Origin of the sequence: Streptococcus halotolerans (assembly GCF_001598035.1) — a bacterium.
Lineage (GTDB): Bacteria > Bacillota > Bacilli > Lactobacillales > Streptococcaceae > Streptococcus > Streptococcus halotolerans.
In genome coordinates this window covers 970260-983619 of sequence record NZ_CP014835.1, presented here as the reverse complement: position 1 = coordinate 983619, position 13360 = coordinate 970260, and the positions used below count along the sequence as shown (strand labels likewise).

General features: G+C 39.4%; 16 protein-coding genes. 14 read left to right on the top strand and 2 right to left on the bottom strand.

Annotation, left to right across the window (positions count from 1 at the left end; all coding sequences use genetic code 11):
• The first annotated feature begins 12 nt into the window (after positions 1-12).
• A complete protein-coding gene (locus A2G56_RS04225; protein WP_099091460.1) occupies positions 13-390 on the top strand; it encodes a hypothetical protein in 378 nt (125 codons plus the stop codon).
• A gap of 86 nt (positions 391-476) precedes the next feature.
• On the opposite strand, the gene A2G56_RS04220 is transcribed toward A2G56_RS04225, so the two are convergent.
• On the bottom strand, positions 477-1115 hold the full coding sequence (locus A2G56_RS04220) for a copper homeostasis protein CutC (protein ID WP_062709495.1): 639 nt from the start codon (positions 1113-1115) through the stop codon (positions 477-479).
• A 159-nt stretch (positions 1116-1274) separates the two neighbouring features.
• On the opposite strand from A2G56_RS04220, the gene serC reads away from it, so the two are divergent.
• The 6 genes from serC (at position 1275) to A2G56_RS04195 (ending at position 6149) form a co-directional block, all read left to right on the top strand.
• Positions 1275-2366 (top strand): 3-phosphoserine/phosphohydroxythreonine transaminase, encoded by a 1092-nt coding sequence (serC, locus tag A2G56_RS04215; RefSeq protein ID WP_062709492.1) that lies wholly within the window; start codon positions 1275-1277, stop codon positions 2364-2366.
• A complete protein-coding gene (locus A2G56_RS04210; RefSeq protein WP_062709489.1) occupies positions 2366-2914 on the top strand; it encodes a GNAT family N-acetyltransferase in 549 nt (182 codons plus the stop codon). Before serC ends, A2G56_RS04210 begins: the two co-directional genes overlap by 1 nt.
• Positions 2915-2990: 76 nt before the next feature.
• Complete coding sequence (locus tag A2G56_RS04205; protein WP_062709486.1) at positions 2991-4172, top strand: 3-phosphoglycerate dehydrogenase family protein; 1182 nt, start codon at positions 2991-2993, stop codon at positions 4170-4172.
• 73 nt (positions 4173-4245) lie between these two features.
• On the top strand, positions 4246-4419 hold the full coding sequence (locus A2G56_RS10750; RefSeq protein WP_172793782.1) for a DUF6440 family protein: 174 nt from the start codon (positions 4246-4248) through the stop codon (positions 4417-4419).
• A gap of 46 nt (positions 4420-4465) precedes the next feature.
• Positions 4466-4999 (top strand): GNAT family N-acetyltransferase, encoded by a 534-nt coding sequence (locus A2G56_RS04200; RefSeq protein ID WP_062709483.1) that lies wholly within the window; start codon positions 4466-4468, stop codon positions 4997-4999.
• Positions 5000-5024: 25 nt separating this feature from the next.
• Positions 5025-6149, top strand: coding sequence for an MmcQ/YjbR family DNA-binding protein (locus A2G56_RS04195; RefSeq protein WP_062709480.1), 1125 nt, complete (start codon positions 5025-5027; stop codon positions 6147-6149).
• A gap of 245 nt (positions 6150-6394) precedes the next feature.
• On the opposite strand, the gene A2G56_RS04190 is transcribed toward A2G56_RS04195, so the two are convergent.
• Positions 6395-7303: a diacylglycerol/lipid kinase family protein gene (locus A2G56_RS04190; RefSeq protein WP_062709477.1), complete on the bottom strand. Its 909-nt coding sequence runs from the start codon at positions 7301-7303 to the stop codon at positions 6395-6397.
• Positions 7304-7391: 88 nt separating this feature from the next.
• Between A2G56_RS04190 and rsmD the strand changes: the two genes are divergently transcribed.
• From rsmD to A2G56_RS04155, 7 genes are all read left to right on the top strand, one after another.
• Positions 7392-7931 (top strand): 16S rRNA (guanine(966)-N(2))-methyltransferase RsmD, encoded by a 540-nt coding sequence (rsmD, locus tag A2G56_RS04185; RefSeq protein ID WP_062709474.1) that lies wholly within the window; start codon positions 7392-7394, stop codon positions 7929-7931.
• Positions 7921-8421 (top strand): pantetheine-phosphate adenylyltransferase, encoded by a 501-nt coding sequence (gene coaD / locus A2G56_RS04180; RefSeq protein WP_062709471.1) that lies wholly within the window; start codon positions 7921-7923, stop codon positions 8419-8421. Before rsmD ends, coaD begins: the two co-directional genes overlap by 11 nt.
• Positions 8402-9481, top strand: coding sequence for a SepM family pheromone-processing serine protease (locus tag A2G56_RS04175; RefSeq protein WP_062709468.1), 1080 nt, complete (start codon positions 8402-8404; stop codon positions 9479-9481). Before coaD ends, A2G56_RS04175 begins: the two co-directional genes overlap by 20 nt.
• Before the next feature lie 127 nt (positions 9482-9608).
• On the top strand, positions 9609-10592 hold the full coding sequence (locus tag A2G56_RS04170; protein WP_062709466.1) for a LacI family DNA-binding transcriptional regulator: 984 nt from the start codon (positions 9609-9611) through the stop codon (positions 10590-10592).
• The gene (gene rbsK / locus A2G56_RS04165) at positions 10585-11496 is read left to right on the top strand and encodes a ribokinase (RefSeq protein WP_062709463.1); all 912 of its coding nucleotides are present in this window, start codon (positions 10585-10587) and stop codon (positions 11494-11496) included. The genes A2G56_RS04170 and rbsK overlap by 8 nt, the downstream gene beginning before the upstream one ends.
• Complete coding sequence (gene rbsD / locus A2G56_RS04160; protein WP_062709461.1) at positions 11471-11869, top strand: D-ribose pyranase; 399 nt, start codon at positions 11471-11473, stop codon at positions 11867-11869. The genes rbsK and rbsD overlap by 26 nt, the downstream gene beginning before the upstream one ends.
• Positions 11870-11881: 12 nt before the next feature.
• Positions 11882-13360 (top strand): sugar ABC transporter ATP-binding protein, encoded by a 1479-nt coding sequence (locus A2G56_RS04155; protein ID WP_062709459.1) that lies wholly within the window; start codon positions 11882-11884, stop codon positions 13358-13360.

Below are 13360 nucleotides of genomic sequence, written 5' to 3'. Positions count from 1 at the left end.
TTAGAAGATGTTATGGCTTATTCCATATTAAGAGTCATTTATGGTTTTATTTTTCCCATAATGATTTCTGCTTTGCTTTCTTTGATTGGCAATTGGCGATTGTTTCAAAAAGCAGGTCAGAAAGGTTGGTATTCTCTGATTCCTTTCTATGGTGGTTTTGTGAAACATAAGATCACATTTGGAGAGTCGGACAAATGGTATTATTTTATCGGCTGGGCGATTGGTTTGTACTATCTATACACACAATTTTGTTATGTTAGGGCTTTTGATGGTTTCAAGGGGCTTGCTGTCCTAAGTCTGTTTTTCCTAGGCATTACTAGGCTAATTCTTACCTTTGGAAGGACTTTCCAAGAAGATAACTATCATACCGTTTCCCACGTGCTAGGGTAAATGACAATCTGCCTTATTATGAAATGAAATAAAGAAGAGAGACTGTGCCATTGTAATAACTGTACAGTCTCTCTTCTTTATTTGGTTTATGATAGCAAACGCGTTCCATGAACTTGCTTAGCGCCTGTTAGCTTGACTAGTTCTTCGAAATTGTCCTTAGTGACCCCTCCGCCAATTAGGATCTCGATTCGATCTGCAGCATGTTCAATTAAGGCTTTTAAATGTGTGAGGTTGTTAAAGATGTCTGACTTGCCATCAGGATTTCCATGAGTGAGGATGCGCGTAAAGCCATAGTCGATTAAGTCATCCATAGCTTGAAACTGATCTTCTTGAGGAATTTGATCAAAAGCCATGTGGAAAACCAAAGGAAGCCCTTGGGTGGAAGGCAAGAGTTGTTCGATGGCGTCCTTATCTAGTTGGTTGTCCTCTGTCAATAGGCCTAAAACGAGAGCATCAGATTCCAACTCAACTGCCTGTAAGATATCTTCTTCCATGGCACGAAGCTCAAGATCATTATAGATAAAGTTGCCACCACGAGGACGGATCATAATAGCTGTGGTAATCTTTTTTTCATGGAGATAGCGATTGGCTTCTTTGATAACACCGTATGAAGGTGTTGTTCCACCAACAGCCAAGTTATCACATAGTTCAACCCGAGTAATGTCTGGGCTGGTTAGTCTATGTAAGTCGGTTAAATTTTCAGCACAAAATTCTTTCGTAATCATAAGTATCCTTTCAAGATGAGATGATTTTATTATATCATGATTGTTTGTGTTTTCCTTTGGGAATGATGCCATAAAAAAGGGCGCCATTACACAAAAATTCTGACAATATTGTAGGAATTTGTGATATAATGAATTAATTTTCAAATGGAGGTCGTGGTTATGACAATTTATAACTTTTCTGCAGGTCCTGCAGTATTGCCAAAAGAAGTCTTAAAAAAGGCACAAGCTGAGTTTTTAGATTATGCCAATTCGGGCATGAGTGTTATGGAATTGTCCCACCGTTCCAAAGAATTTGATGGCATTATCAAAGAAGCTGAACAACTGTTAAGAGATTTAATGCAAATTCCAGATAATTATAGGGTGCTGTTTTTACAAGGAGGCGCTTCAACTCAGTTTTCTATGTTGCCTTTAAACATGGCCAGAGGTAAAAAAGCTTATTATCTTGTTGCAGGGTCTTGGGGCAAGAAAGCTTATACTGAAGCTGTGAAGCTGTCTAAGACAATTGCTTTTGAACCCATCTGCCTAGCTTCTTCTGAAGAAACAGGTTTTAATCGTATTCCAGATTTTGATGCGAGCCTTATTGATCCTGAAGCAGCTTATGTTCATCTAACAAGTAATAATACCATTGAGGGAACTAGTATCTACGACTTGCCAGATACTAATGGTGTGCCAGTTGTGGCGGATATGTCATCTAACATTTTGGCTGTTAATTACAAAGTGTCAGATTTTGCGATGATTTATGCTGGTGCTCAGAAGAACATGGGTCCGGCTGGTGTAACGATTGTTATTATCCGTGAGGATTTCTTGAATGATGAGCCTGCTCTTTCTAGCATGTTGGATTATCGTCTCCAAGCAGATAATGCCTCTCTTTATAATACGCCGCCAACTTTTAGTATTTATATGGCCAAATTAGTTTTTGAACACGTCAAATCTCTAGGGGGCGTTGCTAAAATGGAAGAACTAAATCATCAGAAGTCAGGCCTTCTTTATGATTTTATCGACGCTTCTGATTTTTATAAGAGTCCAGTTACGGTTGTCAAAGACCGATCATTGGCTAATATTCCTTTTGTGACACCAAGTGAAGAATTGGATAAAGCCTTTAATGAAGCAGCGGATGCAGCAGGATTCAAAAACATTAAAGGTCATCGTAGTGTGGGCGGTATGAGAGCAAGCCTGTACAATGCTTTTCCACTCGAGGGTGTCAAAGCATTGATTACGTTTATGAAAGCATTTGAGGAGGAACATCAGTAATGGAGTTGCGCTTAGCACATCCCAACGAAGTAGAGACCATTATGGTCATTATTGAAGAAGCGCGAGCTTTTTTAAAAGCATCCGGGAGTGATCAATGGCAAGGAAAATACCCAGAAGTCAGCGATATCATTGATGATATTTTGCAGGGACGGGCTTGGGTTGGGCTCGTGGATGGCGAGATTGTAGCTTATGCGGCAGTCATTGTGGGGCAAGATCCCGCTTATGAAAAAATCACAGACGGCAAATGGAAGCATGCTAATCATCAATACACTGTTTTCCATAGAATTGCTGTCGCTAAGAAAGCTAGTGGTCAAAAGATAGCACAGACCTTCTTGCAAGGTTTGATTGAAGGTCATAAGGGACCGGATTTCCGTTGTGATACACATCCTCAAAACGTGATCATGCAACACATTTTAGAAAAGCTAGGGTATGTTTATTGTGGAAAAGTCATGTTTGAGGGTGAACGACTAGCCTATCAAAAAATGAAGAGTAGATCTGAGACGGCTGACTATCAAGAAGTCGATGAGGGGCTTCGTTACGATTTCTAACGTTCTAGCAGGCACTCACCAGAAAGAGTGAAGTGTATGAGTCCATTTAAATAGAGCAAGATAAAAGGAGATTAGTATGGTCTTTAGCGTAAAGACATTTAATAATATTAACAAGCTTGGTTTGAAAGAATTGGGCAACGCCTTTCAAATTGATGGTGATTTGGCGGAAAATCCAGATGCCTATATGCTACGTAGTCAAAATTTGCATGACAATCATTTTCCGGACAATCTTAAAGCTATTGCGCGTGCGGGGGCAGGAACGAACAATATCCCAATCGATAAGGCGACAGAAGCTGGTATTGTTGTCTTTAATACACCAGGGGCTAACGCCAATGCGGTAAAAGAAGCTGTTTTGACCGCTATTCTTTTATCAGCGCGGGATTACCTATCAGCTAATACTTGGGTCAATCATCTATCAGGTTCTGATGTGCCTAAACAAATAGAAGCTGGTAAGTCTCAGTTTGCTGGAACAGAGATTTCTGGTAAAACGCTTGGCGTGATTGGACTTGGTGCTATTGGCGCTAGAATCGCAAACGATGCGCGCCGTTTAGGGATGAATGTATTGGGGTACGATCCTTATGTATCTATTGAAACAGCATGGAACATTTCTAGTCATGTGAAACGTGTTAATGATTTAAAAGAGATTTTTAGTCAGTCTGACTACATCACGGTTCATGTGCCTTTGACTGCAGATACCAAGCATACATTTGACAGTAAAGCATTCGCTCAGATGAAAAAAGACACTGTTATCATCAACTTTGCCCGTGCAGAACTTGTGGATAATGCTGCTCTCTTTGATGCTTTAGAAACAGGAGTCGTGAAGCGGTATGTGACTGATTTTGGGACAGAAGAATTGCTCAATAAAGATGGGGTAACTGTATTTCCACACGTGGGTGGTTCAACCCAAGAAGCAGAGCTCAACTGTGCCATCATGGCAAGTCAAACTGTTCGCCGTTTCTTGGAGACGGGTGAGATTACCAATTCCGTTAATTTTCCTAACATGCATCAGGTTCAAGAGGCGCCTTACCGTATAACCTTGATTAATAAAAATGTCCCTAATATTGTGGCAAATATTTCAACAGCCGTTTCGGATTTAGATATCAATATCGATAATATCCTCAATCGTTCAAAAGGCGATTATGCCTATACCTTGCTTGATTTGGATGAAGACGACAGAGCGAAAATTGATCAGCTAGTCGCTAAATTTGAAACAAGTGATAACATTGTACGCGTACGCTTGATTCCGCTGGTAAAATAAAAAAGCTAGTCATTGAAATCATTCTTTGGATTTGTTACCATAGATTTAATCGATTGATGAAAGGTGTGCTACTATGGTAAAAAAAATAATGAACCGTTTTGAGTATTTGACAGATTCTTCTGGATCCACTATTATTGTGGATTTGGAAACTGGAGTGGAATACCTTAAAAATGGTAACCCTCCCATCCTGCTAGTAGATGCGGATGGCAAGCCAAAAATAAATAAAGACTGGTATGACAGTCACTAAATCAAGGCTGCTCATCTGAGCGGCTTTTTTGCACAATGGAGATAGTATGGACATTCGAAAAATATCCCTAAGTGATCAACTGGCTTTTCTCGATTTTGAAGATGAGCTGTTAGAAGATAAGCGCCATAATCCATTTGTAGAATGGTGGCCGGTTGAGGATTTCGAAGATTTTGTAATGAGAAGCGATATGTCTGACATCAAGCAGTCTGGTCAACATAATCCAACCTATACTCGATATTTTGCTTTTGTAGAGGGTGCCATTGCAGGTTTTGTGATTTGCTTTTGGGAAATGACACATCCCGATTGTTTGAAACTGGGGCATATTGGTTATATAGTGGCTCCTTCTTTTAGACATCAGGGAGTTGCTCAAAGCTTAATAGCGTTTGCGTTAAAACAGTATCGTTCTCTAGGCATTGATAGTGTACTTGTTGTAGCACACGAAAAAAATAATCCTTCTCGTCGATTGATTGAAAAATTAGGTGGTCAATTGCTGGCCTTAGAGATGGTCAACCACTTAGGCAGAAATCTTGAAACAGCAAGGTATGAATTGCAGGGGGCGTCTCTAAAGTATGATGAATGAAACCCATAAAAACGAAAGGAAGATTATGTCATTTGAATCTGAGTTTTTTAAGAAAAAAAGTGTTCGATTTGAGCAACTAGAGAAGTTTGGCTTTGTCAAGGAAGCTGGTGCTTATGTCTATCGAGAACAGTTCTTGGATAACCAGTTTCAGGCGGTTATTAGGGTAACACCTGATGGTGCTATTTTTGGTCAGGTGTTAGATGTGGATTTGCAAGAAGAGTACGATGCCTTTCGTGCGAGTACAGCTCAGGGAAACTTCATTGGTCAAGTTCGTGAGGCTTATGGTCAGATTTTGACACGAATAGCTGAAGCGTGTTTTGTGATGACTCTCTTTCAATATGATCAAACCAATCGCTTAGCCCATTATGTAACAAACACATTTGGAGATAAGATGGATAACCCTTTTGCTAAATTTCCAGGCTTTACCGTCTTTAGACATCCTGATAATTCAAAATGGTATGGGCTGATAGGAACAGTTACGAGGGGGAAATTGCAAGTTGATAGCGAAAAGTGGTCCCAGAAGGCTCTGCATGAAGAAGTGGAATTCATCAATGTCAAAGTTGACCCAAACCATTTACCAGAGTTATTGAAGAGGTCGGGCATTTATCCTTCCTATCATATGTCTAAGAAAACTTGGATCACCATTGTTTTAGATGACAGTCTTTCAGATGAGGATTTATTTCATTTAGTTGAAAATAGTCGTGCGCTTGTAGCTCCTACAACCCTATCAAATCCTAATGGGCCTGATTATTGGGTGATTCCAGCTAACCCCAAATACTATAATATCGACGCTGAATTCTCGCAAAGTCCTGAAATCCTCTGGACACAAAAAGCCAGCATCAAGACTGGCGATTGGGTATTGATTTACATGACAAGCCCAATTAAGGCTATTCGATATGCTTGTAAGGTTTTAGAGACCAACATTGACCAAAAAGAGAATGAGGATAAGCCTCAAAACAAGCAGTTGATGAAACTATCGTTAAAAGAGACTTTTTTGGATGACCAACTGCCTTTGGAACTGATGGTGGAAAAAGGAGTCAGGGCAGTTAGAGGCCCTAGACGTCTAAGTAAGGACTTGGTCGATTACCTTGAGAAGGAATTTTCTCAATTCAAAGCTATTAATCCAGAACGAACTGACTCAAAAAGCTGAGTCAATAATGGCTCGTAAGAGGGAGTATTAACTGGTACAATTTCCTCTTGGTTTGATAGGTTTGTTATCGCAAATCAATTAGCCGTTATGGTTTATCCACGGTTATCAAAAGCTTCATTTGGGGTTTTAGATGTGATTGAGGTTGTGGCTATGGCTAATAATTTTTGTCAGTCAATAACAGGATAAAAGCACTCTAATGGTTAGATTACTGGTCTAACAACTAGAGTGCTTTTAAGATACAGAAATTATTTTTGTGGAACGATAACAGTAATGGCTTTTGGAAGCATCTGAATAAGGACAGGTAGTTTTCCAGCGACATCCCCATCGATACGAACATTGGGATTATTTTTATCTTTTTTTCGCACATTGATTAAACGCAATTCAGAAGCCTGGAAAGCATCCCAATGCCTGAATCGACTAAATTTACCAATGCGGAAAAAGAAGTAAAAAAAGAATCGGATGAAGTGGGTTCTTCTTAAGGTATAAACGGTAAAGAGTCCATCGTCTACGGTGTCTTTTTGATTAAAACCAGGGAGTCCTGCAACCGTATTACTCATAGTGATTAAAAGTAATTTTGTTTTGATATATTGTGTTTTTTGATCCGATATGGCTTGTACGCGGTAGGAGCGTCGTCGTAGAAAAATTTTCCAACCGGCCTTAATAAAGGCTAGGGCACCGTAACGACGCTTCTTTTCAGGTGTGACACCAAGAGCCATGTCAGCCATTAGGCCTAACGTTAAACTAGAAATCATGTATTGATTATTAACCCTTGCGATATCAATAGCTAGTTCTCGTCCAGAAAAGAGATTTTCTAAGGCTTTTTTAGGATTTAAGGGGATGTCAAGAGATTTGGCCAAATTATTGACAGTGCCAGTCGGGATTAGTCCTAAGCGAGAGTAACTGCCACCTTCATAAATACCCGCACAAACTAGTTTGATGGTACCATCTCCTCCTAGTGGAATGATGACATCGGTTTTATCCAGACAGGCCTCTTTAGCCATTTCTCTCGTTTGATCGGCAGATTTCGGGTAAAAATAGGCGATATTTTTTTCAGGGATCTCTTTGTCGATTAAGAAGTTTTTTATGGTTTCAATCAACTGGTCTTTGTCACCTTTACCAGATTTTTGATTGATGATGAGTGCAAATCTTGTCATAGTTTTCCTTGTTATCAAAAATTTAAGATTTATTATAGCATTTTTTGAGAGAATTATCCCAAAGAAATCTGCTATAATAGAAAACATTATGAGAGTAGTAGCAGGTGAATTTGGTGGACGTCCTTTGAAGACGTTGGCCGGTAAGACGACACGCCCAACAACTGATAAGGTTAAAGGGGCTATGTTTAATATGATTGGCCCTTTTTTTGATGGTGGTCGGGTTCTAGATTTGTACGCTGGTAGTGGTAGTCTGGCTATCGAAGCTATTTCGCGTGGCATGGACCATGCTGTTTTGGTTGAAAAAGATCGCTCAGCCCAGGCCATTGTTCAAGAAAACATTAAGATGACTAAATCTGAACATCAATTCCAGCTCTTGAAGATGGATGATAAAAAGGCTATTCGTCAGCTTTCAGGTACCTTCAATCTTGTTCTTTTAGACCCTCCTTATGCTAAGGAACAAATTGCATCAGTCGTAACAGACTTGGAAGACAGAGGGTTACTGGCTGAGGAGGTTATGCTTGTTTGTGAGACCGATAAGGCGGTAGACTTGCCTGAGGAAATATCAGCTTTTGGCATTTGGAAACAAAAAATTTACGGAATTAGTAAGGTAACGGTTTATGTCAGATAAGAAAATTGGCTTATTTACAGGGTCTTTTGATCCGGTAACCTTGGGACATGTGGATTTGATTGCGCGTGCTAGTCAACTATTTGATCAACTGTACGTTGGCATTTTTTACAATAAGGAAAAAGAAGGCCAGTTTAGTATTGATCAACGATGCCATATGCTTGAAGAAGCAGTAGCGAATCTTGATAATGTTAAGGTTCTTACGGCTAATAATAGTCTAGCTGTTGACATTGCAGCAAGGCTTGAAGTGACGCATCTCGTACGAGGACTACGTAACGGTAATGATCTGACTTATGAAGCTAATTTAGAGTTTTTCAATAAGCATTTGAACGATAAGATTGATACCGTTTATCTCATGTCAGCTAATCAATGGCAGGAAGTGAGTTCTAGTCGCATTAGAGAATTGATTTATTTCAAAGCAGATATCTCGGATTTTGTTCCTGAATCTGTCGTTAGAGAGGTAGAGAAAAAACATGAACAAACACGAATTTAGAATCATCGAGGAGACTCCTCAAAAGAAATCTCCTTTGAAATGGTGGCTATTGGGAATTGGAACAGCTATTTTGTTAGCAATTGCTTTTTTACTACCATTGCCTTATTATATCGAAATGCCTGGCGGAGCCTATGACATTCGTGATGTTCTAGAAGTTGATAAAAAAGAAGACAAGGCAAAAGGATCTTATAATTTTGTAGCTATTTCCCAAATGCAAGCAACACCAGCAGCTCTTCTTTATGCTTGGGCGACCCCTTTTACAGATGTGTCAACTGCCAAGGAGAGCTTGGGGAACTATACTGAAGATGAGTACATCCGTCTCAATCGATTTTATATGCAAACGTCTCAGAATGAAGCCATTTATCAAGCCTTTAAATTGGCTGGGAAATCGGTGAATTTAAAATACCTTGGTGTCTATGTGCTTGACGTGGCCAAAGATTCAACCTTCAAAGGGATTTTAGATCTTGCAGATACTGTAACAGGCGTCAATGGCAAAACTTTTGAAAGTTCTAAGGAGCTCATCAACTATGTGGCCAAGCAAAAGATTGGTGACAAGGTGACGGTGCAGTACCTATCAAATAATAAGAAAAAAGAAGCTTCAGGAAAAATCATTAAGCTAGGAAATGGTAAAAATGGTATTGGCATTGGACTTGTAGACCATACTGAAGTTGAGACCAAAACACCAGTTCGTTTTTCAACAGGAAACGTTGGTGGACCAAGCGCCGGTCTTATGTTTACCTTGGATATCTTAGATCAAATCAATAAAGAGGATTTGAGAAAGGGTCGTATGATCGCAGGTACTGGTACTATTGAAAAAGACGGTTCTGTCGGTGATATTGGTGGAACTGATAAGAAAGTTGTCTCAGCAGCTAAGGATAAGGCAGACATTTTCTTTGTGCCCAACAACCCTATCCCTAGAGCTTACTTGAAAGAGCACCCTAATGCTAAAAACAACTATCAGGAAGCTAAAACAGCCGCTAAACGCATCAAAACAAAGATGAAAATTGTCCCAGTCAAAAATGTACAAGACGCTATTGACTATCTTGAAAAGACATCTTAGTCAATGATAAAGTAATTTCGGTTAAACCGAAATTACTTTTTTTATTTGAAAAAATGATTGACAAAATTTTAGAAAGCGGTTACACTTAATATGTGAGAACGGTTCCACATAAGGAAAGGATGATTTTTTGGTAACGATAAAAGAGGTTGCAGAGGAAGCGGGGGTTTCAAAATCAACAGTTTCCCGCTATATTTCTCAAAAAGGGTATGTTGGGCAAGAGGCTCAAGAGAAGATAAAACAAGCTATCAAAAAATTGAATTATGTTCCAAATGTTTTGGCGCAGTCTCTAAAGTCTCAGCGCAATCAATTAGTAGGACTTTTACTCCCGGATATTTCCAACCCATTTTTTCCTCGCTTGGCTAGAGGAGCAGAAGAATTTTTAAAAGAAAAAGGCTACAGGGTCATGCTGGGGAATATTAGTGAGGAAGATGCTCTAGCAGAGGACTATTTAAATGTTCTTCTACAAACTAAGGCAGCTGGGATTATCACGACCCATGATTTTACCAAAACGCATCCAAATCTAGATATTCCGATAGTTGTCGTTGACCGCGTTGATCAGGAAACAGAGTACGGTGTTTTTTCAGATAATCAAGCTGGTGGACGATTGGCTGCGGAACAAATTGTCCAATCGGGTACGGACAAAGTGTTACTTGTTCGAGGCCCATCAGATAATGCGCAAAGTATTAATCAGAGGTTCGAAGCGAGTCTTAGGTATTTACAAAATAATCATATAGCCGTATCAATCTCTGATAGTCACTCTTTTGACTTTGATACGATTCAAAAAGAAGCTTTGATGATGCTAGATGAACATCCTGATTGTGATAGTATTATTGCTCCATCTGATGTGCATGCTATAGCTTATATTCATGAGGTATTAGCTCGTGGAAAAAAAATACCTGAAGACATTCAGATTATTGGTTATGACGATGTTTTGGTTAGTCGGTTCATCTACCCATCGCTCTCGACTATTCATCAATCGTCGTATAGACTTGGACAAGAAGCTGCAGAGTTAATCTATAAGATTGCCAATCAGTTACCTATTGAAGAGAAAAGAGTGCAATTACCAGTTAGATATATTGAAAGAGAAACATTAAGGAGGCCACATGAGTAAAATAGTGATTATAGGTAGTATTTCTATGGATTTAGTCATGGAAACAGACCGTGTAGCCGAGGCTGGCGAGACGGTCTTTGGAAAGCAGTTTTCCATGGTACCTGGTGGAAAAGGTGCCAATCAAGCGGTAGCTGTTGGACGATTGAGTTCCGAAAATGATCATGTCGAGATGCTGGGAGCTGTTGGTCAAGACTCGTTTGGATCTAGTCTTTTAGACAATTTAACTCAAAATCGAGTGATTTCGGACAATGTGGGAACGGTACCATGTTCGACAGGAGTTGCTCAAATAACGCTTTTTGACAATGACAATAGGATTATCTATTGTCCGGGAGCTAACGGAAAAGTAGATACAAGTCGTTTCGATAGAGAATGGGACGTTATCGCGAGTGCAGACCTGGTCATTCTACAAAATGAAATTAGCCATTCCAGCAATCTAGCCATTGCCCAATTTTGTCATCAAAAAGGGGTTAAGGTCCTCTATAATCCGGCGCCATCACGGGATACCGATATCGAAATGCTTGAGTTTGTAGATGTTTTTACCCCTAACGAACATGAAGTAAAAGAACTATTTCCTAATAGCGATTTAGAGGAAATCATCCAAGCTTATCCAAACAAACTTTTAGTAACGCTAGGTACAGAAGGGTCCATCTTTTTCGATGGAAAAGATATTCAAAAAGTACCTGCCATTAAAGCAAAGGTTGTTGATACAACTGGAGCAGGAGACACCTTTAATGGTGCGTTTGGACTTGCGATTTCAAAGGGGATGTCATTTAAAGAAGCCGTGTCTTTTGGAACGCTGGCTTCTCATTTATCTGTTCAAGGATTCGGAGCACAAGGCGGCATGCCTCATTTGAAAGAAATGAAAGAGAGTGGCTATTATGAAGAAACATGGTCTATTAAATAGTAATTTAGCGAAAGTAGCAGCTGATTTAGGACATACGGATCGTGTCTGTATTGGCGATTTGGGGCTGCCAGTTCCTCCAAATATTATCAAAATTGACCTTGCTCTTAGGCATGGTTTGCCAACGTTTCAAGACGTTCTTGATAACTATTTGGACAATATCTTAGTGGAAAAAGTTATCTTAGCAGACGAAATTAAAACTGAAAATCCTAAGCAATTAGCAGCGATACTGGAAAAATTGGACTCTAGTGTAGAGATTCAATATATCAGCCATGAAGAGTTGAAGGAACTTAACAAAGGTGTTAAAGCAGTTATCCGAACAGGTGAGGATACTCCTTACTCAAACATCATTTTACAGTCTGGTGTGACCCTATAGCGAGGTGAATACATGAAAATTGAAATGAGAGACATTTCAAAGTCATTCGGGAATAATAAGGTTCTTGAAAAGATTGATTTGGATTTACAATCTGGACAGGTTCATGCACTGATGGGAGAAAATGGTGCTGGAAAATCAACCTTAATGAATATATTAACTGGCTTGTTTCCAGCAACTAAGGGAAAAATCTTGATTGACGGTCAGGAGATGACCTTTACGAATCCACAAGAAGCAGAAAATTTTGGCATCAGCTTTATTCATCAGGAAATGAATACCTGGTCAGATATGACTGTCTTAGAAAATTTATTTTTAGGTCGTGAAATTAAAAACCACTTTGGTTTGCTTGATCAAAAAGCTATGAAAGAAAAAGCTAATCAAGCATTTGCACGCTTGGGAGTGTCTATTCCTTTAACTGTCGAGATTGGCAAGTTGTCAGTTGGACAGCAACAAATGATTGAAATTGCCAAGTGTTTGTTATCAGAAGTTTCAATCCTCATTATGGATGAACCGACAGCAGCACTAACTGACAGAGAAACAGAAAGTCTCTTTTCAATCATCAATAGTCTGAAAAGGCAAGGAGTTGGAATTGTTTACATCTCTCACCGAATGGAAGAAATTTTTAGAATAACAGATCTGATCACAGTTATGCGTGATGGATTCGTAGTTGATACGACACTAACCAGTGAGACGACTTCAGATGAGTTAGTGAAAAAAATGGTTGGTCGAGAATTAGAAGATTATTATCCTGATAAGGTAGCAGAGATTGGAGACGTCGCCTTCGAGGTCAGTCATTTAACAGGAAATACTTTCAAGGACGTATCTTTCCGAGTTAGAAAAGGTGAAATTCTTGGCTTTTCTGGACTGATGGGAGCTGGTCGGACCGAGGTTATGCGGGCTATTTTTGGTATTGATCCTTTAAAATCTGGTCAGATTAAAATAGATGGTCAGGAAGTTACGATTGCTAATCCGGTACAAGCCATTGAAAAAGGCATTGGTTTTTTAACAGAAAATCGTAAAGATGAAGGATTGATTCTAGATTTTTCGATTAAAGATAATATGACTTTGCCAAGTACCCGAGATTTTAGTAAACACGGTTTCTTTGATGAAAAAGTAAGTACCGATTTTGTTAATCAATTAATTGAGCGACTTCGTGTCAAATCAGGGACTCCCAAATTACCTGTGGGTAATTTATCTGGTGGTAATCAACAAAAAGTTGTTCTTGCTAAATGGATTGGCATCGCTCCTAAAATATTGATTTTAGATGAGCCGACACGAGGTGTTGATGTGGGTGCTAAGCGAGAAATTTATCAGTTAATGAATGAATTAGCTGAAAGAGGAGTTCCCATTATTATGGTATCATCTGATCTCCCTGAAATTTTAGGAGTGAGTGACCGGATTATTGTTATGCATGAAGGGCGTATCAGTGGGGAACTTAGTCAATTAGAAGCAGATCAAGAAAAAGTCATGCAACTTGCAACAGGAGGACAATAG